The sequence below is a fragment of the Streptomyces sp. NPDC032161 genome (genome assembly GCF_040636995.1).
Taxonomy (GTDB): domain Bacteria; phylum Actinomycetota; class Actinomycetes; order Streptomycetales; family Streptomycetaceae; genus Streptomyces.
This window is the reverse complement of the sequence record NZ_JBEZVN010000019.1, coordinates 88,965-113,125: the sequence shown is the minus strand read 5'-3', so window position 1 is coordinate 113,125 and position 24,161 is coordinate 88,965. Positions and strand designations below refer to the sequence as shown.

Below are 24,161 nucleotides of genomic sequence, written 5' to 3'. Positions count from 1 at the left end.
CGCCCCGGCGGTGGCCCCCCGGCCCCCGGCGCCCCCCCCGGGCGCCCCCCGGGCCTCTCCATGCACGTCCCCGCACGGGCGCGTACGGGGACGCCCGTGGTCACCGCGGCCCGCGCCCGACGTACATGTGTACGCGCCCGGCACGAGCGCGATGCGTCGCCCCGTGCGCACGTGGCCCGCACGTGCCGCGGGCACCGGTCAGGGCGTCCGGAGCGCCGTAGGCCCAGGCACGGAACGCGGTCGGCCAGGCACGGAGAACGGTCGGGCAGACGCCGGGCGCGGTCGACCAGGCACGGGCAGCTGTCAGGCAGGCGCCGGGCGCGGTCAGGCCGCCGGGTTCCGCAGCAGCACCTTCCCGATGTGGGCGCTGGACTCCAGCACCCGGTGGGCCTCGGCCGCGTCCGGCATCGGCAGCGAGCGGTCCACGATCGGCAGGACGACCCCACCGGCGATCAACGGCCAGACATGCTCGCGTACGGCGGCGACGATCGCCGCCTTCTCGTCGAGTGGACGGCCCCGCAGCGAGGTCGCGGTGATGGCGGCTCGCTTACGCAGCAGGGCGTTCAAATTCAGCTCGCCCTTCACGCCACCCTGGAGCCCGATGATGGCCAGTCGGCCGTTGACGGCGAGTGCCTTCACGTTCCGGTCCAGGTACTTCGCGCCGACGATGTCGAGGATGACGTCCGCGCCCGCCCCGTCCGTCGCCCTGCGCAGTTCCTGGACGAAGTCCTGCTCGCGGTAGTCGATCAGGATGTCGGCCCCGAGCTCCGCGCAGCGCGCCAGCTTCTCCGGTCCGCCCGCGGTCACCGCGACCCGCGCGCCCACCGCCTTGGCGAGCTGGATCGCCATGGTGCCGATGCCGCTGGACCCGCCGTGCACCAACAGGGTCTCGCCGGGGCGCAGATGGGCCACCATGAACACGTTCGACCAGACCGTGGCCGTCACCTCGGGCAGCGCCGCGGCCGTCACCAGGTCGACCCCCTCCGGCACCGGCAGCAGCTGCCCCACCGGCACGGCGACCTTCTCCGCGTAACCGCCACCGGCGAGCAGCGCGCACACCTCGTCGCCGACCGACCAGCCGCTGACGCCGGGGCCGACCGCCGAGACACGCCCCGCGCACTCCAGGCCCGGGTACGGTGACGCCCCGGGCGGCGGGTTGTAGAACCCCTGCCGCTGCAGCACGTCGGCGCGATTGACCGCGCTGGACACGACATCGACGAGGACCTCGCCCTCGCCGGCCACCGGATCGGGCACCTCGGCCCATACGAGCGCCTCGGGGCCACCGGGTTCGGGGATGGTGATCGCATACATGGCCGCGAGGCTACTCCGTGCCACGGGCCGGGCGCCCTGACGCGAGCCGGACAACCCCCGCCGCAAGAGCGCCCACCCCCTCACGAGGGCCGACCAGCAACGCGGACGAGGTCGGACAGCACCACCGTACGGGCCGGTGGCATGCGGTGCGTCCAAGCGCCGGCTACGGGCGGGGGCCGCCGGGCGCCGGGTTGCCGAGCGCCTGTTCGTTCGTGGCGCGCACGATGGTGATCACGCGGTCCGTCAACTGCAACGGGCTCGCCGCCGGGTCGTCGTAGGCGAGCAGCCGGTGCCCACGCAGCACACTGACCACGAGATCGTCCGTCTCCCGGACGCTCTTGCCCACCTCGGCCTTTATCACCGGCCGTTCGACGAGGTCGAGACCGCTGCCCTGCTGGATCAGGTCCTCCATCACCGTGCCCGCACTGGGGCTGAGGACGGAGAGGCCGAGCAGTCGTCCGGCCGCGCTGGCGCTGGTGATCACGGCGTCGGCACCGGACTGCCGCAGCAGCGGGGCGTTCTCCTCCTCACGCACCGCGGCGACGATCTTCGCGCTCCGGTTGAGCTGCCGCGCCGTCAGCGTCACCAGCACCGCCGTGTCGTCGCGCTGCGTGGCGATGACGATCTGCCGCGCCTTCTGGAGCTCGGCCCGCAGCAGCACATCGCTGCGCGTCGCATCGCCGACCACCCCCACGAATCCCTCGGCGTTGGCGATCTCTATCACCTTGCTCGCCGGGTCGACGACGACGATCTGGTCATTTCTCAGGCCGGAGGCACGCAGGGTCTGGATGGCCGAACGGCCCTTCGTGCCGAATCCGACGACGACGGTGTGGTCACGCAAGTTGGTTCTCCAACGCTTCAGCCGGAAGTCCTCCCGGGTCCGTTCAGTGAGGACCTCAAGGGTGGTGCCGACCAGGATGATCAGGAAGAGCACCCGCAGCGGCGTCACGAGCAGCACATTGGCGAGCCGGGCACTGTCGCTGTACGGGGTGATGTCGCCGTAGCCGGTGGTGGAGAGGGTGACCGTCGCGTAGTACACCGAGTCCAGCAGGTCGACCGTGTCATCGGCGGCGTCGTGGTATCCCTTGCGGTCCAGCCAGACGATCACCACCGTGATGGCCAGCACCAGCAGCGCCATCGACAGCCGCTTGGTCACCTGCCGGGCAGGCCGGTCGACGACCCTGCGCGGGAGCTGTACCCGTGTGGGGACCACATGCTCGTCAGCGCGCCTGGCCATCGCATCGTGGCCGGGAAGTTTCACGTGAAACACCCTTCCGTCCACGGCGTCGCCGACGCCCACGGTAGTTCGAGGATCTCCACCTCGGTGCCGGACCGTACCCCGCCCGGCGGCACAACGGCCAGCCCGTCCGCCACGGCGACCCCCCGGAGCATCGCCGGACCGTCGTAACGCAGTGGTACGACGTACTCGGCAACGCCTCCGGTTCCGACATCGCGCGCGCCCACGCCACCGGTCGGGCGGTCGGCTCCCCGCCCCCCGGCTCCTCGGCCGCCGCCCTCCCGGCCCCCGGTCGCTTCGTGGCGGGAAACGGCCACCCGGTGGACGACGGGCACCAGCCGGGTGTCATGCGGATGCCCGGGCAACTCGTCGCGCACGGCGGCCCGGTACGGCTCGTGCGGAACATGGCCGGCCAGACCGTGGAGCAGCGGCTCGGCGAGCGTGAGAAGGCCCGCCACGGCGGCCAGCGGATTGCCGGGCAGCCCGACGACGTACGGTCCGGCTGCTTTGAGTCTGGCCAGCAGCATCGGGTGGCCCGGACGAACGGCGACGCCGTCGACCATCAGCTCGGCCCCGAGCTCGGAGAGCACCGGATGGACGTGGTCGACCGGGCCCGCAGCAGTACCGCCCGTGGTGACGACAAGATCGGCGTCGGAATCGGTGAGCGCGCGCCGAAGGGCCGCCGCGTCGTCGCCGAGACGCTGCGGGGCGGAGACGGCGGCGCCCAGTGCCCGCAGCCAGGGGCCGATCATCGGCCCGAGCGCGTCGCGGATCAGTCCGTCGTGCGGCAGACCGCTGGTCAGCAGCTCGTCTCCGAGGACGAGGACATCGACGCGGGGACGCGGAACGGTGGCCAGTCCGTCGTATCCCGCGGCGGCGGCCAGTCCGAGTACGGCGGGGGTCACCACGGTTCCGGCGGGCAGCAGCAGATCACCGGAGCGGCATTCCTGGCCGCGGGGCCTGATGTCCTGCCCGGGGTGCACCCGGTACCGGGCGTGGAGCAGTCCCTTGGCCTCGTCGACACGGCCGTGCTCGCTGCGGATCACGGCGTTGGCGTCCGCCGGGACGCGCGCACCGGTGGCGATCCGTACGGCGTCCCCGTCGGGGAGCCTGGCGGGAGCAGCGTGACCGGCGAGGATCCCCCGTTCCCGCACCCGCCGGCTCTTCGCACTCGGGTCCGGGCTCGGCCCCGGACCCGGAGCCGCGTCCCCGGCCCCTTCGAGACCTTCCTCGCTCCCCACCGACTCGCGGACGGTCCACGGTCCCGGCCCGCTGACGACCCAGCCGTCCATGGCGGAGGTGTCGAAGGGCGGCAGATCGGTGAGTGCCACGAGCGGTTCGGCGAGTACGTGCCCGAGTGCCTGGTCGAGGGGAAGGTGCCGGACGCGGGCGGGGTCGCCGCGGCCCGACCGGGCGGCAAGGGCGCGCGCCTCCGGCCAGGAGGTCGACCGCCCGCTCCGATCCCGCGCGGGGCGCCTGTCGGCACGCCGGTCCGGGTCGGGGATGCGGCCGGCTCGCCGGTACGAGGCAGACGACCGGGCCGCGTCCTCGTGCTCGGATGCGGGGCCGGACCGACCGGCCGCGGACCCCTGCCCGGCGGAGACGGCCCGGTGAGCGTCGGGCCCCTGATCCACCGAGGCGGGCCGACCCGTAGGGCGGGGCTCACCCGACGACTGACGCCTGACCAGGGCAAGGGCCTGCTCGACAGCCAGCTCCTCCTCGGCGGCCCGCACCTCCTCCGGACTCGCACCCGGAGCCGGATTCGTACCCGGCCCCGGGGACACGCCCTGCTCCTTGCTCGGAGCCGCGCCCGGCTCAGGTACCGGATTCGCACTCGGGCCCTGTCCCGTTCCCAGGCCCGGCCCCGTTCCCAAGTCCGGTTCCGCTGCCGGGCCCGGTCCCATTCCCGGCCCCTGTCCCGCTGCCGGGCCAGGGCCATGGCTCGTGCTCAGCCCCGGGCTCCACCCCGGAAACGGGTCGGACCCGTCGTCCCGGATCGTCATCGACTCTCGTTCTCGTCCACCCACCGCCGAGCCAGCGCCGCAGCCTTGCGGGCTGCCTCGGCCACCGCTGCCGGGCCGTCGCCGCTCGCCTTCGCCGCCGCGTATCCGACCAGGAAGGTCGTCAACGGCGCCGCGGGCCGGGCGACACCATGAGCGGCATCACGGGCGAGGTCGAGCAGGACATCGGTGTCCACATCGAGCTCGATACCCAGTTCGTTCTTGACTGCGGTGATCCATTCGTCCAGCACGGTCCCATGCTCCCTGATGCGGACTCGGGCCTGCGCGATGTCCTCCCAGGTGTCGCAGTCGAAGGAGGCGAGAGGGCCGGCCGGCACCCGCACCAGATCCAGTTCCTCCGTCAGCAGCCGCAACGGAAGTCCGGACAGACCGCCGTGCTCGACGGCGATCAGGGCGAGTTCACGGCGCAGTGGCTCGGCCCGGTAGACGGCCACGAGAGGCTGGTCGCGCCCTTCCTGATCCGTGCACAGGGCCCCCTCCCGCTCGCCGTCGCCGACGGCGTCCAGCAGCGCCGCGACGGTGCTCCCCGCGAGGAACGGCAGATCGGCGGAGAGCACGAGCACCCGTTCCGCTCCGGTGCGCCGCACCCCGGCGTCCAGCGCGGCCAACGGCCCGCCTCCCTGCGGAACCTCACGTGTCCAGGTCACCGCACGCGCCGTGGGCCGACGCCCGCCCACCACCACGGTGGTCGAGGCGCCCGCACAGGCCGCGAGCACCCGGTCGAGCAGCGTGCGGCCACCGACCCGGATTCCGGGCTTGTCCGCTCCGCCGAGTCGTGCGGCGGCCCCTCCGGCAAGGACGATGGCGTCATACGCGGTCATGCCTCCGAGTATGCGGGCCACGCCCTCCCGGCGGTCCTCCGGTCCTCCCGGTCCTCGCGGCCCTTCCGACCCCGCTCCTCGCCGTGCCCCGTTCCGCGCCCCTCGTCCCCCGCCCCTCTCCCCGCCCTGTCCGCGTGTCCCTGCCCGACCGCTGAGGCAGACCGATCGCGGACACAGACGCAGGCACAGAGGACACGGGCGAGGAGGGGCGAAGAGGAACGAGGAGAGGACGAGAAGGCGGCGAAGAGGGGCAAGGAGTACGCGGAGGAACGGAATCCGCGGCCACTCCCCGGCCGTCCGGCTACAACGTGCGCAGCAGAACCGCCGGTTGTTCCACGCAGTCGGCCACGTAGCGCAGGAACCCGCCCGCCGTACCGCCGTCGCAGACCCGGTGGTCGAAGGTCAGCGAGAGCTGGACGACCTGGCGTACGGCGAGTTCGCCCCGGTGCACCCACGGCTTGGACACGATCCGGCCGACACCGAGCATCGCCGCCTCCGGGTGGTTGATGATCGGGGTCGAGCCGTCGACACCGAACACCCCGTAGTTGTTCAGCGTGAACGTGCCCCCGGTCAGCTCCGCCGGAGTGAGTCTCCCCGCCCGCGCCGCCTCGGTCAGTCGGCCTATCTCGGCCCCGATCGACTCCACGTTCCGGGCCTGCGCGTCCCGTATGACAGGGACGACCAGTCCACGATCGGTCTGTGCCGCGAACCCGAGATGGACCTCCGGCAGCCGCACTATTTCCCGCGCCTCCGGATCCACCGTGGAATTGAGCTCGGGGAACCGGGCCAGCGCGGCGGTGCAGATACGCGCCAACAGAGCCAGCACCGATACCTTGGGGCCCGTCACCGGGCCGCCCGCGCTGTTCATCACGGCCCTGGCCGCCATCAGCTCGGTGGCATCCGCGTCGACCCAGCACGTGGCGTCGGGAATCTCCCGGCGGCTGCGCGCCAACTTGTCGGCGACCGCGCCCCGTACGCCCCGCAGCGGGATCCGCTCCGCAGCCGGAACCGCCCCTCGACCCACCGACGCGGGCCGCATCGACGCCGCCGACGCCGCAACCGGCTGCGGGACCGCGGACTGCGAGGCGGTGCCTGTGGCGGCGGAATCGGGGGCGGCGGTACGGGCCTCCGCAGCCTCCTGCTCCGACGCCCTGATCGCGGACTCGACATCGGCCCGGAGGATCAGCCCTTCGGGGCCGGATCCCACCAGTCGGCGCAGATCCAGGCCATGCTGTCGCGCCAGCTTCCTCACCAGCGGCGAGACAACGGCCACCGGCCCCGGATCCGCGTCGGGAACGGCGGCGCGAGCCACCGGAGCGGCCCCGGCCGAACCGGTCGTCTCCCGCTCGACGCCCGCCACCGCCCACGCCGAAGGACGCACCCGTCGACGGCGGGCCACCGGCGCGCCGGTCCCGTATCCGACGAGCACGTTGCCGGACGACTCCGCCTCACCGGTTCCGGACACCCCCGCGGCCCGGGCCCCGGCACCCGACGACCCACCGGATCCCGCGGCCCCCGCACCTCCCAAAGATCCCTCAGCCCCCACGGCCCCTCCGGTCCCCACAGCCCTCCTGGACTCCGCAGACGCCCCAGCCCCTACGGGCGCCTCGGTCCCTCCGTCCTCCCCGGAGCCCACCGCAACGGTCAACAGAGGTGCCCCGACCGGCAGTTCCGCACCCTCCTCACCGAACCGAGCCGTCACCACTCCCCCGTACGGGCACGGCACCTCCACCATCGCCTTGGCCGTCTCGACCTCGACGACCGGCTGATCGATGGCGACGACATCGCCGACCTCCACCAGCCAGCGCACGATCTCCGCCTCCGTGAGCCCCTCACCGAGGTCCGGCAGCCTGAATTCGAGTACCTGGGCCATCAGCTCTCCGCCTCCCACTGCAGGCGGGCGACCGCGTCGAGCACCCGGTCCACGCCCGGCAGATGGTGCCGCTCCTGCATCGGCGGCGGGTACGGGATGTCGAACCCGGCGACCCGCAGCACCGGCGCCTCCAAGTGGTGAAAGCACCGCTCGGTCACCCGGGCCGCTATCTCACCGCCCGGACCGCCGAAACCGGAGGACTCATGGACGACGACCGCGCGCCCCGTACGCCGTACGGAGGCGCCGACCGTCTCGTCGTCGAACGGCACCAGCGAACGCAGGTCGACGACTTCGAGGTCCCAGCCCTCCTCGACCGCCGCTTCCGCGGCCTCCATGCAGACCGGAAGCGAAGGGCCGTACGTGATCAGTGTCGCGCTGCGCCCGCGTCGGCGGACGACGGCCCGCCCGATCGGCTCGACGGCCGCGGGCGCGTCGGGCGACCAGTCCGCCTTCGACCAGTAGAGCCGCTTCGGCTCCATGAAGACCACCGGGTCGTCGGAGGCGATCGACGCCCTCAGCAGCCCGTACGCGTCCTCGACCGTTGCAGGGGTGACGACATGGAGGCCGGGCGTCGCCATGTAGTACGCCTCCGAGGAATCGCTGTGGTGCTCGACCCCTCCGATCCCGCCCCCGTAAGGCACCCGGACCGTGATCGGAAGCGGCATGGCACCGCCCGTCCGGTTCCGCATCTTGGCGACATGGTTGATGAGTTGCTCCAACGCCGGATAGGCGAACGCGTCGAACTGCATCTCCACCACGGGCCGCAGCCCGTACATCGCCATGCCGACGGCCGTGCCGAGAATGCCCGCCTCGGCCAGCGGGGTGTCCGTGCAGCGGTCGTCGCCGAACTCCTTCGCCAGACCGTCGGTGATCCGGAAGACCCCGCCGAGCGTGCCGACGTCCTCACCGAGGACGTGCACCGTCGGATCTTCGGCCATCGAGTCGCGCAGCGCCCGCCCAAGAGCCTGCGCCATCGTGGCGGGTCTGGTCTTCGCGGTCCGCTCGCCGGCCGGCGCCGCTGCGATGGTCATCGCCCCTCCTCCGTTCCGTCACGGTCCTGCTGGTCGTACCGCTGGTCCTGCTCGACTTCCGACTCCGCGCGCAACAGGGCAGCCTGCTCCCGCAGTTGAGTGGTCTGCTCCGCGTATACGTGGGCGAAGAGATCCATGGGGTCCAGCACCGGATCGGCGTTCATCCGCTCACGCAGCGCCGCCGCCATCCGCTCGGCGGACGCGCGCGCTTCTTCCCTCACACCGTCGTCGAGCAGTCCCCGTTCGGTCAGCTCCCGTTCCAGGAGCTGGATCGGATCGTGCGCACGCCACGCCTCCACCTCGCTGTCGGTGCGGTAGCGCGTGGCGTCGTCGGCGTTCGTGTGGGCGTCCATGCGGTATGTCACCGCCTCGACGAGTGTGGGACCGCCACCGCTCCGCGCCCGCGCGACCGCCTCGCCGAGGACCTGGTGCACGGCCACCGCGTCATTGCCGTCCACCAGCCGGCCCGGCATCCCGTACCCCACGGCCTTGTGCGCCAGGGACGGGGCCGCGGTCTGCTTCGCCAGCGGCACGGAGATCGCGAAGCCGTTGTTCTGCACGAAGAAGACGACCGGGGCCCGCCAGACGGCCGCGAAATTGAGCGCCTCGTGGAAATCCCCCTCGCTGGTGCCGCCGTCGCCGACCATGGCCAGCGCCACGACGTCGTCGCCCCGCAGGCGCGCCGCGTGGGCCAGGCCCACGGCATGCGGCAACTGGGTGGCGAGCGGGGTGCAGAGCGGTGCGATGCGGTGCTCACGCGGGTCGTAACCGCTGTGCCGGTCGCCACGCAGCAGCGTCAGCGCCTCGACCGGGTCCAGTCCGCGCGCCACGGCCGCCAGCGTGTCGCGGTAGCTGGGAAAGAGCCAGTCCTGGTCCTCCAGCACCAGCGCGGCCACTGTCTCGCACGCCTCCTGCCCGGTGCTCGACGGGTAGACGGCGAGCCGCCCTTGCTTGGTCAGGGCGGTGGCCTGCGCGTTGTACCTGCGACCGCGGACCAGCTCCGCGTAGAGCCGGAGCAGCAGCCCGGGATCGGCGTCGCCCGCGGCATCCGTACCGAGCACACGGTACGGCTCGGGGTCCGGGAGCAGCGGCGCGGGATCGGTGAGCGGCTTCCAGGCCGGGGGCGGCGTGGGGCGGTAAGCGGCCGCGCCGGGCAGCTCTTGGACCGTCATGACAAGCACCTCCTGGCGTCGAGGGTTTCGAGCGGCGTCTGTCGGCTTCGGGGGTCGTCCAATCCACGGGGGGATCGTCCGAAGCCGAGGGGTGTCGAAATACATCGAAATGTCGAGCGCTGTCCGAGGCGCGACTATGGCGTGCCTCACCTACCGATTGTTCGGTCGCGAGCGCATTTTGGCTACAGGCACCTTCAGCCTGTGGACAAACGGTTATCCACAGCCTGGGATAGGGGCAGGTCGTCCAGGACGAGGAGGCGCGGGCACATGGCAGCTGAACAAATGGCCGACGGGATCGCGGAACCCGACCGGATTCCGCCGGCCCGCCCGCTCGACGCCGTCGACCGCGACATCCTGCGGCTGCTCCAGACGGACGGCCGCGCCTCGATACGGTCGGTGGCCGATCGCGTCCATGTGTCCCGCGCCAACGCGTACGCGCGGATCAACCGGCTCATCGACGACGGCGTGATCCGTGGATTCAGCGCCCGCGTGGACCACGAGCGGGCGGGCCAGGGCGCCTCCGCCTACATCACGCTCAAGATCGTCCAGAATTCCTGGCGCACCGTGCGCGAGCAGCTCCAGGCCCTGCCGGGCGCGACCCATATCGCCCTCGTCAGCGGCGACTTCGATGTCCTGCTGCTGGTGCACACACCGGACAACCGGTCACTGCGCGAACTGGTCCTGACGAAGATCCAGTCCATTCCGGAGGTGCTCTCCACCCGCACGCTGCTCGTGTTCGAGGAGACGGACCTGGCCCCGGGCCCGGACCGGCCCACCGAGCTCACCTGACCGACGCCCGCATCGGCGCCGACCCGGGCCCCGGCGCCGGTCCTCAGCAGTCCCAGCGGGTCTCAGAAGGCCTCAGCAGGTCTCAGCGGCTGGACCGCATCCCCTCGAAGGCCACCCGGACGAGCGTGTCCGCCAGCCGCTCGCCGTCGGCGCCGCCGTCCGGCTGCGGCCGGTACCACTCCACCAGGGAGTTGACCATTCCGAAAAGCAGCCGCGTCACCAGTCGTATGTCCACGTCCGAGCGGAGATCACCCTCGGTGACGGCCGCCCCGAGCAGATCCGTCACCCGCTGGTCGAACTCGCGCCGCCGCTCCATCGCCCAGCGCTCGGTCTTCGTGTTGCCCCGCACCCGCAGCAGCAGAGTGACGTAGGGCAGCTCGGCTATCAGCACGTCGACGGTCCGTCGCGTCACGTATTCGACGCGCTCGACCGCCCGCCCCTGCGTGGCGCCGGGTTCGTCGAGAATCCCGAAGAGCCCGTCCAGCGCCCGGCTCACCGCACGGTGGAGCAGGTCCTCCTTGCCGGTGACGTGGTGATAGATGGAGGACTTGGAGATGCCCGCCGCCTTGGAGAGATGCTCCATCGACGTACCGTCGTAGCCGCGCTCGTTGAAGACGCGGACGGCGACGGTGAGCAGGGTCTCCGGGGTGTACGTGTCCCGCTTGGCCGTGGTCATGTCCGCGATCCTCCCCTACGAGTTTGTCCACAGGTTTGGCGGGCCCCCTTGTCCCGACCGATCGTTCGGTTACTCTAACTCTGTCCACCCGTTCCTGCCCAGCTCGATGAGGAGTTGGTCCGTCATGGCCGCCGAGCTCACCCCGCATCTGCTTTCCGAGAAGCACCGCCCCACGCTCGACCAGGCCCTCGACGCGATCCGTACGCGCGCGTACTGGTCCCCGCACCCCGAGCACCCGAAGGCGTACGGCGAGGGCGGAGCCCCCGGCAGCCTGGGAGCCGCCGAGGGCAAGGCCGCGTTCGACGCCGTGCTGCACACCCGCCTCGACCTCGGCCAGCCCGGCACCGACGGCTGGACGGGCGGAGAGGTGTCTCCGTACGGACCGGAGCTGGGCGTCGAGTATCCGCACGCCGACCTGGACGTGCTGCTCCCGGCGATGCGTGCCGGCATGGCCGCGTGGCGGACGGCGGGCCCCGAGACGAGGGCCCTGGTCTGCTTGGAGATCCTCTCGCGGATCAGCGGCAGGACCCACGAGTTCGCCCACGCCGTGATGCACACCAGCGGCCAGGCGTTCATGATGGCGCTCCAGGCGGGCGGCCCGCACGCCCAGGACCGCGGACTGGAAGCCGTGGCGTACGCGTACGCGGAGCAGGTCCGCACGCCGGGGAGCGCCGACTGGTCCAAGCCGCAGGGCAAGCGCGATCCGCTCCGGCTGCACAAGTCGTTCACCGCGGCTCCGCGCGGCATCTCGCTGCTGATCGGGTGCAACACGTTTCCCACGTGGAACGGCTACCCCGGCCTGTTCGCCTCGCTGGCCACCGGCAACCCCGTCCTGGTCAAGCCGCATCCGCGCGCCGTGCTCCCGCTCGCGCTCACGGTCCGGCTGGCCCGCGAGGTGCTCGTCGAGGCGGGCTTCGACGCCAACCTGGTCGCCCTGGCCGCCGAGCGGCCCGGCGAAGGCATCGCGAAGACCCTCGCCGTACGCCCCGAGATCAAGATCATCGACTACACCGGGTCCACGGCCTTCGGCGACTGGCTGGAGACCAACGCCCGGCAGGCGCAGGTGTACACGGAGAAGGCCGGGGTCAACACCATCGTCCTCGACTCCACCGACGACTACCGGGGCATGCTCTCCAATCTGGCCTTCTCCCTCTCGCTGTACAGCGGCCAGATGTGCACCACCCCGCAGAACCTGCTGATTCCCCGCGCCGGCATCTCGACCGACGCCGGCGACAAGACGTACGACGAGGTCGTCGCCGACATCGGCACCGCGGTCGACGGTCTGCTGGGGGACGACGCGCGGGCGGGCGCCCTGCTCGGCGCCCTCGTCAACCCCGATGTGAAGGCCCGGCTGGAGGCGGCCGCGGGGCTGGGCGAGGTCGCCCTGCCCTCCCGCACGGTGGTCAACCCGGAATTCCCCGACGCCGTGGTCCGCACGCCCGTCATCGTCAAGCTGGACGGCAACAAGCCGGACGACGCGGAGCACTACATGTCGGAGTGCTTCGGGCCGGTCTCCTTCGCCGTCGCCGTCGACTCGGCGGCCGATGCCGTGGAACTGCTCCGCCGTACGATCCGCGACAAGGGCGCGATGACCGTCGGCGCGTACACCACCTCACCGGACGTGGAGCGTGCCGTCGAGGACGTCTGCCTGGACGAGTCGGCCCAACTCTCGCTGAACCTCACGGGTGGCGTGTACGTCAACCAGACCGCGGCGTTCTCCGACTTCCACGGCTCGGGCGGCAACCCGGCAGCGAACGCGGCCCTGTGCGACAGCGCCTTCGTGGCCAACCGCTTCCGTATGGTGGAAGTCCGCCGCCAGGCGTGACGCCGGTCCGGGAGCCGAGGAGCCGACCGGGGGGCAAGGGCCGGGCTCGGGCAGGGCCATGGGTCGAGGCCGGGTCCGGGGCCGGCGTCGGGAAACCAGCAACGGCACCCGTACCCGCGCCCGCGTCGGCATCCACGGCCTGGCCTCGCCGGATGTTCCCGCCCACGTCAGAACTCCTGGTGCGGGGCTTGCCGTGTTGTTGCCCCGGCTACTGGCCCGGCTCCGGAATCTCCGCGTACCGCTGCACCCACGCGTGCATGGCGATCGCGGCGGCGGCGCCCGCGTTGATCGACCGCGTCGACCCGAACTGCGCGATGGAGCACACCATCGCCGCGTGCTCCCGGGCTTCCTCGGTCAGCCCGGGCCCTTCCTGTCCGAAGAGCAGCACGCACCGACGCGGCAGCTCGGTGCGTTCCAGCGGAACCGAGCCCGGAAGGTTGTCGATGCCGATGATCGGCAGCCCTTCCGCGGCCGCCCATGCGGTCAGCGACTCCGTGTCGGGGTGGTGCCGCACGTGCTGGTACCGGTCGGTGACCATCGCACCGCGCCGGTTCCAGCGCCTTCGCCCCACGATGTGGACCTCCTTGGCGAGGAACGCGTTCGCGGTCCGCACCACGGAGCCGATGTTGAAGTCGTGGCCCCAGTTCTCGACCGCCACGTGGAAGTCGTGCCGCCGCGGGTCCAGGTCGGCGACGATCGCCTCCCGCGTCCAGTAGCGATAGGCGTCGCCGACATTGCGCCGGTCCCCGTGGGCGAGCAGCTCGGGGTCGTACCGCTCGTCCACGGGCCAGGGCAGGGGATGCGGCCCCACCCCGACCTGCGGCCCGAACCCGTCGTCGTACTGCACGGGCTCCGCCGCCGGTCCGGGCGCACCCGACGCCCCGGGTCGTGGCAGCTCATCGGTCGGCGGATTCCCGCCGATGCTGCCGGTGCGGCCGATACCGCCGGTCGTGCTGCCGTTCTCACTACTCACCCGACGAGCGTATGACCCTCGCCGCCGACTTGCTGCGGGGCCTCCTCGGCATCGGTGGAACGCCGCTGACCGGGCACCTTCACCTTCCGCCCGAACAGCAGCCTCCGCCCGTGGGCCACCCGGTCGCCGAGCCACACCAGGAAGGCGGTCGGCAGGAACACGGAGTCGGCGGCGATCATCGCCATGGAGAAGAACGGCAGCCCGAGCAGCAGGGCGATGCCGGCGTGCTCACAGATCATGACGGCGAGCAGGACGTTCTTGACCTTCCGGTTGAACAGGGTGAACGGGAAGGCGACCTGCACGATCACCGTGCCGTAGCTCACCAGCATCACGATCACACCGCTGGACGCGAGGATGTCCGACAGCGCGGGCCACGGCGCGAAGTAGTCGAGCTTCAGCGGGTAGTACAGCGCCGTGCCGTCCTGCCACCTCGACCCCTGGACCTTGTACCAGCCGGCCGTCGCGTAGATCACACAGACCTCGGCCATGACCACGACGAGGGTGGCGTTGTGGGCGAGGTTGGCCACGATGTCGAGCAGGGTGCGCATCTCGCTGTGCGGGGCCCGCCGGTTCACGATCCACCAGAGCCCCTGGCCCACCCAGAGGATCCAGAGAAGAACCGGGAACCACCAGGTGCCCCCGAGGCCGTCGGTCAGCGTGGCCGCGATGAGGACCAGGCCCAGCGCCCCCCAGAGAACAGGGCCGACCGCATCCCGCCGCACCGGCCGCGCCGGGTCGTCGGCGTTCGCCTTCGCGGGCGCGCCCACCTGCCCCGGCGCCTCGGCACCCACCGGAGGCAAAAGGGCCGCGAGACCGGCGGCGCGTGCCGTACGGGCCGCGCGTCGTGCGTCCAGCGACCACACCTGCCCGCAGCGGGTCAGTACGAGGTAGATGGCCATCAGATGGATGACGTTGTCACCGCCGTCGCCCATGAAGATGCTGCGGTTCTGCAGGGAGAGCACACCGACCATGAAGAGGACCGATACGGCGCGGGTGCGCCATCCGACCATCAGCAGCGCGGCCGAGAGCAGGGCGACCGCGTACACGATCTCGAACCAGACCGTGCTGTCCGACCACATGAGCGCGGTGAACGCCTGGTTGCCCGATATGAGCTCCCGCGCCATGTCCCAGCGCCACGGGGCATCGGGGCCGTACATCTCATGGCGGTTCGGTATCTCGCGCAGCAGGAACAGCAGGTAGGTGGCGGAGAATCCGATCCGGATGACGGCGCTCTGGTACGGGCCGAGGGCCGTGGAGGTGACGCGCTGGACGGCGCGGGCGAGCTTGCGATCGAGGGAGAGCGTACTCACTTGTCGGCCCCCTCGGCGCTCCCGGCACTCATCGCTTTTCCGGCGTTCCCGGCGTCCTCGGCGTCCTCGGCGTCTTCGGGTAGATCGGCGGAGGTCACGGTCCACCACGGCAGCACCCGGTAGGACGGCTTGGTGCTGATCTTCTCGTTGCTCCAGGCGGGTGCCCCGACGGACCGGACCTCGGAACGGAGCTGGATGCGCTCGACGGTGCCGCCGTAGTCGTGTCCGGTGAGGCGCAGCATCGTGATGCGGCGCAGGTAGCGCTCGGACAGTTCGCCGCGCACGCCGTTCGCCCGGTTCTCGTTGTCGTGGGAGTTGATGTAGAAGTCCCAGGCGCGTCGCAGCTCGTTCTGGTGGATGTGGCTGGGTATGACGTTTCCGCGTATCGCCTCGGTGTCCTCACCGGTCAGGCTCATCCAGGCGGTGGTGCGTCGGCCGTCCTCCCCCGCCACCTCGGCCCGTACGTGCACGGCCACGTTCTGCTGGAGCGGGTTGGGGGCGAACAGTTTCCAGTTCTGCTCGAACTCCGGGTAGATCCAGTCGTCGACCGCTTCGCCGTGCTGCTTGGTCAGCGTGTTGGACGGTGCGACGTGCAGGAAGACCATGGCCAGGTGGCCGCAGGCGAGAAGTCCGATGACCGACAGGGCGATCGCCGCGACGGCCTGGTACGGCAGCGAGAGTGCGGCCACGCCACCCGGGGAGGCGCGTCCCGGCCCCGGGGCGGCACCGGTCGGCGCGTCCTCTCCCTGCCCCGCTCCGCGCCACTGCCGCCCCGGCCCGGCTCCCCCGTCTCCGCTCTCGCCGTCCGTTTCGTCGTACGAATCCATCCCGCCCCGATCCCCGTCGATCCCGGTGAGTTGTCCACAGGGTTGACACCCTACGGGCCGCCGACTCACCATTGTAGACAACGAACCGAACGATCGGTCGGTCGGTAGGGAGTCCGGGATGACGGCAGTGACTGCGGGCCAGACGACGCAGACGGGAGCAGGCGGGCCCGAGGGGGCCGGCGAAGCGGACGAGGCGCTCGAAGCGGCCTTCGACGCCGCGGTGGCGGCGGACGAGCGCATCGAGCCCCGTGACTGGATGCCGGACGCCTACCGCGCCTCGCTGATCAGGCAAATGGCCCAGCACGCCCATTCCGAGATCATCGGCATGCAGCCGGAGGCCAACTGGATCTCGCGAGCACCCTCGCTGCGCCGCAAGGCGATCCTGATGGCCAAGGTGCAGGACGAGGCAGGGCACGGGCTCTATCTGTACAGCGCCACCGAGACGCTCGGCGTCGGCCGCGAGGAGCTGCTGGACAAGCTTCACGCGGGCCGCCAACGGTATTCGTCGATCTTCAACTACCCCACGCTGACCTGGGCGGACGTCGGAGCGATCGGCTGGCTGGTGGACGGCGCCGCGATCACCAACCAGGTGCCGCTCTGCCGCTGCTCCTACGGCCCCTATGCGCGGGCGATGGTCCGCATCTGCAAGGAGGAGTCGTTCCACCAGCGTCAGGGGTACGAGCTGCTGCTCGCCCTCAGCCGCGGCACCCCGGCCCAGCACGAGATGGCTCAGGACGCGGTGAACCGCTGGTGGTGGCCGTCCCTGATGATGTTCGGTCCGCCGGACGACGCGTCCGCCCACTCGGCACGATCGATGGCCTGGAAGATCAAGCGGCATTCCAACGACGAGCTGCGGCAGCGCTTCGTGGACATATGCGTCCCGCAGGCCGAGGCCCTGGGACTCACCCTCCCGGATCCGGACCTTCGGTGGAACGAACAGCGTGGGCACCACGACTTCGGGGCGATCGACTGGGCGGAGTTCCAGGAGGTCCTCAAGGGCAACGGCCCGTGCAACGAAGAGCGCCTCGGCCGGCGCCGCCGGGCGCACGAGGAAGGCGCCTGGGTCAGGGACGCGGCGGCGGCGTACGCCGCGAAGCACACACCGGTACGGAACGGGGAGGCGACGGCATGAGCAGCTCGACCGAATGGCCGCTGTGGGAGGTGTTCGTGCGCTCGCGCCGCGGTCTGTCCCACACCCACGCGGGCAGCCTTCACGCCCCGGACGCGGAGATGGCCCTGCGCAACGCACGCGATCTGTACACCCGCCGCTCCGAGGGCGTCTCCATCTGGGTCGTCCCGTCCGCCCAGGTGACGGCGTCGTCGCCGGACGAGAAGGACTCGTTCTTCGAACCGGCCGCCGACAAGCCGTACCGGCACCCGACGTTCTACGACATCCCCGAAGGGGTGAAGCACCTGTGACCGCGGCACTCGCCCTGGGCGACGACGCGCTGGTGCTCTCGCACCGGCTGGGGGAGTGGGCCGGTCACGCCCCCGTCCTGGAGGAGGAGGTGGCGCTGGCCAATATCGCCCTGGACCTGCTGGGGCAGGCACGTGTGCTGCTCTCCCTCGCGGGCGACGAGGACGAGCTGGCGTATCTGCGCGAGGAACGCGCGTTCCGCAACGTCCAGTTGGTCGAGCAGCCGAACGGCGACTTCGCCCAGACCATCGCCCGGCAGCTCTACTTCTCCGCCTACCAGCACCTGCTGTACGAGCGGCTCGCGGCGGGCGACGGCCCCTTCGCCGGCCTGGCCGCGAAGGCGGTCAAGGAAGTCGCGTACCACCTGGACCACGCGGAGCAATGGACCCTGCGGCTCGGCGACGGCACGGACGAGAGCCATGAGCGGATGCAGCGCGCCGTGGACGCACTCTGGCGGTTCACCGGTGAGCTGTTCCAGCCCGTCGAGGGAGTGGAGGTCGACTGGCCCTCACTGCAGGACAGTTGGTCGAAATCCGTCACGGACGTGCTGGAACGGGCCACGCTGACCGTGCCGGACGGCCCGCGGTCCACGGCGTGGACGGCGGGTGCGGGACGCCAGGGCATCCACACCGAACCCTTCGGCCGGATGCTCGCCGAGATGCAGCATCTGCATCGCAGCCATCCGGGGGCGACATGGTGACCGAGACCCTTCTCGAAGCGGAACTGCACCGGCTGGCGGGCTCCGTGCCCGATCCCGAGATGCCCATGCTGACCCTGGACGAACTGGGGGTGCTGCGGGGCGTGGAGGTGCTCGCACCCGGACGGGTCACCGTGCGTCTCACCCCGACGTACACCGGATGCCCGGCGATCGAGGCCATGTCCGCCGACATCGAGCGGGTGCTGAACGACCACGGCATACCGGAGGTCTGCGTGGTCACCGTGCTCTCCCCGGCATGGTCCACGGACGACATCAGCGCGGAAGGACGGCGCAAGCTCGCCGAGTCCGGCATCGCGCCCCCGCGCCCGCACGGCGCCGCGTCCGCGGTTCCCGGCACCGGCCCGGTACCGCTCGCGCTCTCGGTGCGCTGCCCGCACTGCGGCTCGACCGACACGGAGCTGCTGAGCCGGTTCTCCTCCACCGCGTGCAAGGCGCTGCGGCGGTGTGTGGCGTGTCACGAACCGTTCGACCACTTCAAGGAGTTGTAGATGTTCCATCCGCTCCGGGTCCACGCGATCGAACGGCTCACGGACGATTCGGTGGCCGTCACCCTCGCCGTGCCGCCCGAGCTGCGCGACACCTTCCGCCACAAGCCCGGTCAGCACCTCAACGTGCGCTACACCGTCGACGGCGAGGAGATCCGCCGCTCGTACTCGATCTGTTCCCCGGCCACGGGGGAACCGGCCGACCCGGTGCTGCGCGTGGGGATCCGGCTCGTCGACGGCGGCGCGTTCTCCACCTACGCGCTGAAGGAACTCTCCGTGGGCGACATGATCGAGGCGATGCCCCCGATGGGCCGATTCGTGCTCGTGCCGCGCCCCGGGCGCTTCGCGGCGATCGTCGGAGGCAGCGGGATCACACCGGTGCTGTCCATCGCGGCGACGCTGCTGGAGCGGGAGCCCGACGCCGTCTTCTGCCTGATCCGGAGCGACCGGACAGCCGGATCGACGATGTTCCTGGACGAGGTCGCCGACCTGAAGGACCGCTACCCGGACAGATTCCAGCTGGTAACGGCGCTCTCCCGGGAGGAACAGCAGGCGGGTCTGCCCTCCGGCCGACTGGACCGGGACCGGCTCGGCCGACTGCTGCCCGCGCTGCTCCCGGTGGCGGAGATGGACGGCTGGTATCTGTGCGGCCCCTTCGGCCTGGTGCAGGCGGCGGAAGGGGCGCTGCGCGACCTGGGTGTCGACCGGACGCACATCCACCAGGAGATCTTCCATGTGGACGACGCCCCGGGCTCGGCCACCCGGCCCCGGCCCGAAGCACCGGCCCACAGTAGGCTCACGGCGACCCTGGACGGCCGTTCCGGCACCTGGCCCGTGCAGGAGGGCGAGTCGTTGCTGGAGACGGTTCTGCGCAGCCGCTCCGACGCGCCGTACGCCTGCAAGGGCGGTGTGTGCGGGACCTGCCGGGCGTTCCTGGTCTCGGGCGAGGTCCGGATGGACCGCAACTTCGCACTGGAACCCGAGGAGACGGACGCGGGATACGTGCTGGCGTGCCAGTCACATCCGGCGACACCGGAGGTGGAGCTGGACTTCGACCGCTGAGCGCACCCGAACCGCCCACCCCACGCCGCCTCGCACCACTTGGCGCCGCTCGATGCCGCTTCACCCGCCCCGCCTCACCTCGCTCCTCCGTCTCGCCGTGCGCACTCGCGCGTTCTCCTGTTCCCTTCTCATAGAACCTGTTCTATCTTGACGGACCGTCAGACATGGGATCCGGGAGCGGCGGTTCGCGGGAGGCAGGGACGATGGACTTCACCTTCACCGAGGAACAGCGAGCGGCCGCGGAGGCGGCGAAAGCGGTCTTCTCGGGTGTCGCACCCGACGGCGTTCCCAGCCCCGCCCTCGTACCGGGCGCCGTGGCGGAGGACATCGACCGGAGCCTGTGGGCCCGGCTCGCCGCGAGCGACCTGCTGAGTCTGCCCCTGTCACCGGAACACGGCGGGGCAGGTCTCGACCTCGTCGCCCTCTGCCTGGTGCTGCGGGAATCCGCCAGGGTGCTCGCGCGGGTACCGCTGCTGGAGACATACGCCGTCGCGATGGCGCTCCAGCGCTACGGCGACCCGGCGTCGGCCTCCGGCCTTCTGCCCCGGGTCGGCCGAGGGGAACTGGTCCTCACCGTCGGTGCCAACGGCCGCTCCGGCCACGACCCGGCGGAACTCGCCGTCACCGCCCGGACCGTCCCTCGCGATGTCGCGGGACGAGGCGCCGGTGACACCCCGGGCGGTGCTCCCGGCGATGATCGCCGTGATGCGTCCGGCCGCGAGGGTGACGACACCGTTCGGGTGCTGGACGGGGTACAGACGGGGGTGCCGTGGGCGGCGTCCGCGGACCGGATTGCGGTCCCCGCCCGTACGGAGGAGGGCCGGACGGTCATCGCCCTGGTCCGCCCCTCACAGGAAGGCGTCACCCTGGCCGAGCAGTTCTCCACCAGCGGTGAACCGTTCGCCGAGGTCCGGCTGGACGCGGTACGTGTCGGTGGCGAGGCGCTGATCGACACCGCCGGGGCCTGGGAATGGCTGCGCGCCCTGCTCACCACCGGGACCTGCGCGCTCGCGCTGGGGCTGGGCGAGGCCGTGCTCGGCATGACGAGCGCATACGCGGGGAGACGCGAGCAGTTCGGTCATCCGATCGCCACCTTCCAGTCCGTCGCCGTGCAGGCCGCAGACCGTTACATCGACCTTCGGGCCATGGAGGTCACGCTCTGGCAGGCGGCCTGGCGCCTGTCCACCGCGGCCGACGGCGCCCTGCCGGTCGAGGGGGACATCTCCGTGGCGAAGATCTGGGCCTCGGAGGGCGTCCGCCGGGTCGTGCAAACCGCACAGCATGTACACGGCGGCTTCGGTGCGGACACCGACTACTCCCTGCACCGGTTCCATGCCTGGGCGAAGCAGGTGGAACTCTCCCTCGGTCCGGCTGCCGCGCACGAGGAAGCACTGGGCGACCTGCTGGCCGCGCACCTGCTCGGCTGACCCGACCAGCGCCCCACCCGGCGGAAAGGAACCGAGAAAGGCACCGCCGCCGCGCCGAACGACATCGGCGCCGTGCCGTACGGAAACCGAACCACAGTCGGCCCGAACCACAGCGGGCCCGTACCGCACGAGGCCCGCACGGCGACGGGGCCGAACCGCTCCGGAGGCCCAGACATCCCGGTGGTCCCGGGAACCGACCCCGGAGGGCTGCGCGCCCCTCTGCTCCAGGAAACGGAGGCCAGGGCTCCTCCGGATCGCCTCAGAGCGCCTCAGGACCGCTTCAGAGCACGACGGCGGCGTTGCCGTTGTCGGTGACCATGGGGCGTCCGGCACCGTCCCAGGCGAGCATGCCGCCGTCCACGTTCACGGCGTCGATGCCCTGTCCCACCAGGTACTGGGTCACCTGGGCGGACCGACCGCCGACCCGGCACATCACATGCACGCGCCGACCGTCCTCGACGGCCCCGGTCAGCTCACCGAAACGCCCCACGAAGTCACTCATCGGAATGTGCAGGGCACCTTCGACGTGCCCGGCCGCCCATTCGTCGTCCTCCCGGACGTCCAGCACGAAGCCGTCCGACGGGACCGCCGCGGCATCCACCGAGGGCAGCGGGGCGAAATTCATGGGATGTGCCTTCTCTCGTACGTACGCTCCTGGGTCACCAGAAACGCTACTGCACCAGTCCCGCCAGCTCCTCCTCACGCCGGGCGACCTCGGCCAGCAGCTGTTCGGCGATCTCGTCGAGCAACCGGTCCGGGTCGTCGGGCGCCATCCGCAGCATGGCGCCGATCGCGCTCTCCTCGAGCTCCCGTGCCAGAACCGTCAGGAGTTCCTTGCGCTGGGTCAGCCAGTTCAGCCGCGCGTAGAGCTCCTCGCTCTCGCTCAGCTCCACCTCCGGCACCACCGGACCCGCCGCCCACTCCTGCGCCAGCTCCTCCAACAACGCCTCGTCACCGCGTCCGTAAGCGGCGTTGACCCGGGTGATGAACTCCTCCCGGCGCGCCCGCTCCGTCTCGTCCTGCGCCAGGTCCGGGTGGGCCTTGCGTGCCAGCTCGCGATAGAGCTTGCGCGCCTCGTCGGTCGGCCGGACCCGCTTCGGCGGCCGTACCGGCTGCTCGGTCAGCATCGCCGCCGCCTCGGGGGACAGCCCGTCGGAGTCGATCCAGTCGTGGAACAGCTCGTCGACACCCGGCATCGGCATCACGGCCGCCCGGGCCTCACGCGCCTTGCGCAGATCCTCGGGGTCCCCCGTTCTGGCGGCCCGGGTCTCCGCGATCCGCGCGTCGAGCTCGTCGAGGCGGGCGTACATCGGGCCGAGCTTCTGGTGGTGCAACCGGGAGAAGTTCTCGACCTCGACCCGGAAGGTCTCCACCGCGATCTCGAACTCGATCAGAGCCTGCTCCGCCACCCGCACGGCCCTGGCCAGCCGCGCCTCGGGCCTCGCCTCCTCGGCCGTCCTGTCCGTGGCTCCACCGCTCCCGGCGGCGGTATCGGTCCCCGGACCACCACCGGCCGACCGACCGTCCTGCTCGGTCTGCGCATGCGGCTCGTCCTGCTGGCCGTTGTCCTGCCGGTCATCGTCGTTCCGGGTGGTCGGCACCCCGGCGGCTTCGTGCGTCACCCGTCCAGCGTATGGCCATCACCACCGCCCCGAGGACGCATGGTGACGGAGCGCCCCCCTGCGCGCGCCTACACGCCCGGTTCGGCGGCTATCCGCCCCGCCGCTATGGCCCGCAGCAACTCCGCGTGGTCCGCCTCCGTACGGTCCGCGTACGTCACAGCGAATGCCGCCACCGCCTCGTCCAGTTCGTCGTTCTTGCCGCAGTATCCGGCGATCAGTCTCGGGTCGGCGCTGTGCGCATGGGCACGCGCCAGCAATGCCCCGGTCATCCGGCCGTAGTCGTCCACCTGGTCGGCCGCCAGGGCCGCCGGGTCCACACTGCCCTTGCGGTTCCTGAACTGCCGCACCTGGTACGGACGTCCGTCCACGGTCGCCCAACCCAGCAGGATGTCGCTCACGACCTGCATCCGCCTCTGCCCGAGCACCACCCGGCGCCCCTCGTGCGCCACCTCCGGAACGTCGAACCCGACGGCCGGCAGATACGGCGCGAGCGCGGAGGGCCGCGCCTCCTTCACCTGGAGCACCAGGGGTTCGCCCCGGTGGTCGAGCAGAAGCACCACGTACGACCGGGTGCCGACGCTCCCCGTGCCGACCACCCGGAACGCCACGTCGTGTATCGCGTACCTGCCGAGGAGGGGCACCATGTCCTCGGAGATCGTGCCCAGATAGTCACCGAGCCCCGCCGCCACCGCCGCGGCCTCCTCGTCCGGCACCCGCCGCAGCACAGGAGGGGCGTCGACGAAGCGGCGCCCCCCGTCACCGGAGTCCTCGGTGGACCTGGCGGCGAAACGGGCACTGGTGTTGCTGCGGGCCTTCTCCGAGACGCGTTCCAGCGTGCCGAGCAGATCCCGCGCGTCCGTGTGCGAGACCAGTTCCTCGTCCGCGATGGCGTTCCAGGCGTCGAGCGCGGGCAGCCCGGCCAGCAGCCGCATGGTCCGCCGGTACGCGCCCACCGTGTCGTACGCGCCCCGACGGCAGGTGTCCTCGTCCGCACCGGCCTCCCTCCCGGCCAGTACAAGGGAGGTGGCAAGGCGTTTGAGGTCCCATTCCCAGGGACCGAACACGGTCTCGTCGAAATCGTTCAGGTCGATGACGAGGCTGCCACGCGCATCCCCGTACAACCCGAAATTGGCGGCGTGGGCGTCGCCGCAGAGCTGGGCGCCCACCCGGCTGACCGGCGTGCCCACCAGGTCATGCGCCATCAACCCGGCCGAGCCGCGCAGAAAGGCGAACGGCGTGGCCGCCATCCGTCCGACCCGTATCGGCGCGAGGGCGGGCACCCTGCCCAGATTCGACCGCTCGACCGCCTGCACGGCATCGGGCCGCCCGGACGGAAGAACCAAGGAGGAATGCGAGGCCCTGGACACCCGCTCCCGCAGCGCCTTGCCCGCCGCCTTGAGCGACCGCGATGCCTTGCCGGAACCCTTGGCCGCCGCAAACGCCCGCGGCGCGAATCCGGGCACTACCGGGATACGCCGCTCCCCTGTCGCAGCCCGCTGTTCCGGCATCGACTCCCGGACCGCCACCGCGGCCCGATCAGACGCCGTACCCCGCCCCGGCGCCG

Annotated in this window: 22 protein-coding genes; 8 read left to right on the top strand and 14 right to left on the bottom strand. The window is 71.4% G+C overall.

All coding sequences use genetic code 11. The annotated features are described in order from the left end of the window. Positions 1-324: 324 nt before the first annotated feature. The 7 genes from AB0E67_RS25940 to pdhA all read right to left on the bottom strand — a co-directional run bounded on the left by AB0E67_RS25940 (position 325) and on the right by pdhA (position 9,466). Entirely contained in the window at positions 325-1,311 is a 987-nt protein-coding gene (locus AB0E67_RS25940; RefSeq protein ID WP_362030956.1) for an NAD(P)H-quinone oxidoreductase, read from the bottom strand. A 163-nt stretch (positions 1,312-1,474) separates the two neighbouring features. Beyond that, positions 1,475-2,611, bottom strand: a complete 1,137-nt coding sequence (locus AB0E67_RS25935; protein WP_362030954.1) for a potassium channel family protein — start codon at positions 2,609-2,611, stop codon at positions 1,475-1,477. Further along, the gene (locus AB0E67_RS25930; protein WP_362030952.1) at positions 2,569-4,332 is read right to left on the bottom strand and encodes a molybdopterin molybdotransferase MoeA; all 1,764 of its coding nucleotides are present in this window, start codon (positions 4,330-4,332) and stop codon (positions 2,569-2,571) included. Before AB0E67_RS25930 ends, AB0E67_RS25935 begins: the two co-directional genes overlap by 43 nt. A 215-nt stretch (positions 4,333-4,547) precedes the next feature. After that, the gene (locus tag AB0E67_RS25925) at positions 4,548-5,390 is read right to left on the bottom strand and encodes an NTP transferase domain-containing protein (RefSeq protein WP_362030950.1); all 843 of its coding nucleotides are present in this window, start codon (positions 5,388-5,390) and stop codon (positions 4,548-4,550) included. A 301-nt stretch (positions 5,391-5,691) separates the two neighbouring features. Continuing rightward, complete coding sequence (locus tag AB0E67_RS25920; RefSeq protein ID WP_362030948.1) at positions 5,692-7,263, bottom strand: dihydrolipoamide acetyltransferase family protein; 1,572 nt, start codon at positions 7,261-7,263, stop codon at positions 5,692-5,694. After that, entirely contained in the window at positions 7,263-8,294 is a 1,032-nt protein-coding gene (locus tag AB0E67_RS25915; protein WP_362030946.1) for a transketolase C-terminal domain-containing protein, read from the bottom strand. The genes AB0E67_RS25920 and AB0E67_RS25915 overlap by 1 nt, the downstream gene beginning before the upstream one ends. Further along, positions 8,291-9,466 carry a pyruvate dehydrogenase (acetyl-transferring) E1 component subunit alpha gene (pdhA, locus tag AB0E67_RS25910; RefSeq protein ID WP_362030944.1) on the bottom strand — a complete coding sequence of 392 codons (1,176 nt, stop codon included), beginning with the start codon at positions 9,464-9,466 and terminating at the stop codon, positions 8,291-8,293. The genes AB0E67_RS25915 and pdhA overlap by 4 nt, the downstream gene beginning before the upstream one ends. A gap of 282 nt (positions 9,467-9,748) precedes the next feature. Here pdhA and AB0E67_RS25905 point away from each other — a divergent pair, with 282 nt between their 5' ends. Further along, positions 9,749-10,255 (top strand): Lrp/AsnC family transcriptional regulator, encoded by a 507-nt coding sequence (locus tag AB0E67_RS25905; RefSeq protein WP_351631255.1) that lies wholly within the window; start codon positions 9,749-9,751, stop codon positions 10,253-10,255. Between the two features lie 82 nt (positions 10,256-10,337). Here AB0E67_RS25905 and AB0E67_RS25900 read toward each other — a convergent pair whose 3' ends face one another. Further along, positions 10,338-10,931, bottom strand: coding sequence for a TetR/AcrR family transcriptional regulator (locus AB0E67_RS25900; RefSeq protein WP_362030942.1), 594 nt, complete (start codon positions 10,929-10,931; stop codon positions 10,338-10,340). Positions 10,932-11,055: 124 nt separating this feature from the next. Here AB0E67_RS25900 and paaN point away from each other — a divergent pair, with 124 nt between their 5' ends. Next, positions 11,056-12,756 (top strand): phenylacetic acid degradation protein PaaN, encoded by a 1,701-nt coding sequence (paaN, locus tag AB0E67_RS25895; protein ID WP_362030940.1) that lies wholly within the window; start codon positions 11,056-11,058, stop codon positions 12,754-12,756. Positions 12,757-12,964: 208 nt separating this feature from the next. Here paaN and AB0E67_RS25890 read toward each other — a convergent pair whose 3' ends face one another. The 3 genes from AB0E67_RS25890 to AB0E67_RS25880 all read right to left on the bottom strand — a co-directional run bounded on the left by AB0E67_RS25890 (position 12,965) and on the right by AB0E67_RS25880 (position 15,866). After that, on the bottom strand, positions 12,965-13,651 hold the full coding sequence (locus tag AB0E67_RS25890) for a TrmH family RNA methyltransferase (protein ID WP_362030970.1): 687 nt from the start codon (positions 13,649-13,651) through the stop codon (positions 12,965-12,967). Between the two features lie 74 nt (positions 13,652-13,725). Beyond that, positions 13,726-15,039, bottom strand: coding sequence for an HTTM domain-containing protein (locus AB0E67_RS25885; protein ID WP_362030938.1), 1,314 nt, complete (start codon positions 15,037-15,039; stop codon positions 13,726-13,728). Further along, on the bottom strand, positions 15,036-15,866 hold the full coding sequence (locus AB0E67_RS25880) for a DUF5819 family protein (protein ID WP_362030936.1): 831 nt from the start codon (positions 15,864-15,866) through the stop codon (positions 15,036-15,038). The genes AB0E67_RS25885 and AB0E67_RS25880 overlap by 4 nt, the downstream gene beginning before the upstream one ends. A 118-nt stretch (positions 15,867-15,984) precedes the next feature. Between AB0E67_RS25880 and paaA the strand changes: the two genes are divergently transcribed. The 6 genes from paaA (at position 15,985) to AB0E67_RS25850 (ending at position 20,975) form a co-directional block, all read left to right on the top strand. Further along, the gene (gene paaA / locus AB0E67_RS25875; protein WP_362030934.1) at positions 15,985-16,998 is read left to right on the top strand and encodes a 1,2-phenylacetyl-CoA epoxidase subunit PaaA; all 1,014 of its coding nucleotides are present in this window, start codon (positions 15,985-15,987) and stop codon (positions 16,996-16,998) included. After that, positions 16,995-17,285 carry a 1,2-phenylacetyl-CoA epoxidase subunit PaaB gene (gene paaB, locus AB0E67_RS25870; RefSeq protein WP_073790700.1) on the top strand — a complete coding sequence of 97 codons (291 nt, stop codon included), beginning with the start codon at positions 16,995-16,997 and terminating at the stop codon, positions 17,283-17,285. Before paaA ends, paaB begins: the two co-directional genes overlap by 4 nt. Continuing rightward, positions 17,282-17,983, top strand: a complete 702-nt coding sequence (paaC, locus tag AB0E67_RS25865) for a 1,2-phenylacetyl-CoA epoxidase subunit PaaC (protein WP_362030932.1) — start codon at positions 17,282-17,284, stop codon at positions 17,981-17,983. Before paaB ends, paaC begins: the two co-directional genes overlap by 4 nt. Then, positions 17,977-18,489: a 1,2-phenylacetyl-CoA epoxidase subunit PaaD gene (paaD, locus tag AB0E67_RS25860; protein ID WP_362030930.1), complete on the top strand. Its 513-nt coding sequence runs from the start codon at positions 17,977-17,979 to the stop codon at positions 18,487-18,489. Before paaC ends, paaD begins: the two co-directional genes overlap by 7 nt. Further along, a complete protein-coding gene (locus AB0E67_RS25855) occupies positions 18,490-19,548 on the top strand; it encodes a 2Fe-2S iron-sulfur cluster-binding protein (protein ID WP_362030928.1) in 1,059 nt (352 codons plus the stop codon). A 203-nt stretch (positions 19,549-19,751) separates the two neighbouring features. Continuing rightward, entirely contained in the window at positions 19,752-20,975 is a 1,224-nt protein-coding gene (locus AB0E67_RS25850) for an acyl-CoA dehydrogenase family protein (RefSeq protein WP_362030926.1), read from the top strand. A 280-nt stretch (positions 20,976-21,255) separates the two neighbouring features. Here AB0E67_RS25850 and AB0E67_RS25845 read toward each other — a convergent pair whose 3' ends face one another. The 3 genes from AB0E67_RS25845 to AB0E67_RS25835 form a co-directional block, all read right to left on the bottom strand. Next, the gene (locus tag AB0E67_RS25845) at positions 21,256-21,600 is read right to left on the bottom strand and encodes a rhodanese-like domain-containing protein (protein WP_362030924.1); all 345 of its coding nucleotides are present in this window, start codon (positions 21,598-21,600) and stop codon (positions 21,256-21,258) included. Positions 21,601-21,646: 46 nt separating this feature from the next. Then, positions 21,647-22,597 (bottom strand): J domain-containing protein, encoded by a 951-nt coding sequence (locus AB0E67_RS25840; RefSeq protein WP_362030922.1) that lies wholly within the window; start codon positions 22,595-22,597, stop codon positions 21,647-21,649. Between the two features lie 68 nt (positions 22,598-22,665). After that, positions 22,666-24,105 (bottom strand): DUF2252 domain-containing protein, encoded by a 1,440-nt coding sequence (locus AB0E67_RS25835; RefSeq protein WP_362030968.1) that lies wholly within the window; start codon positions 24,103-24,105, stop codon positions 22,666-22,668. Between the last annotated feature and the right edge of the window lie 56 nt (positions 24,106-24,161).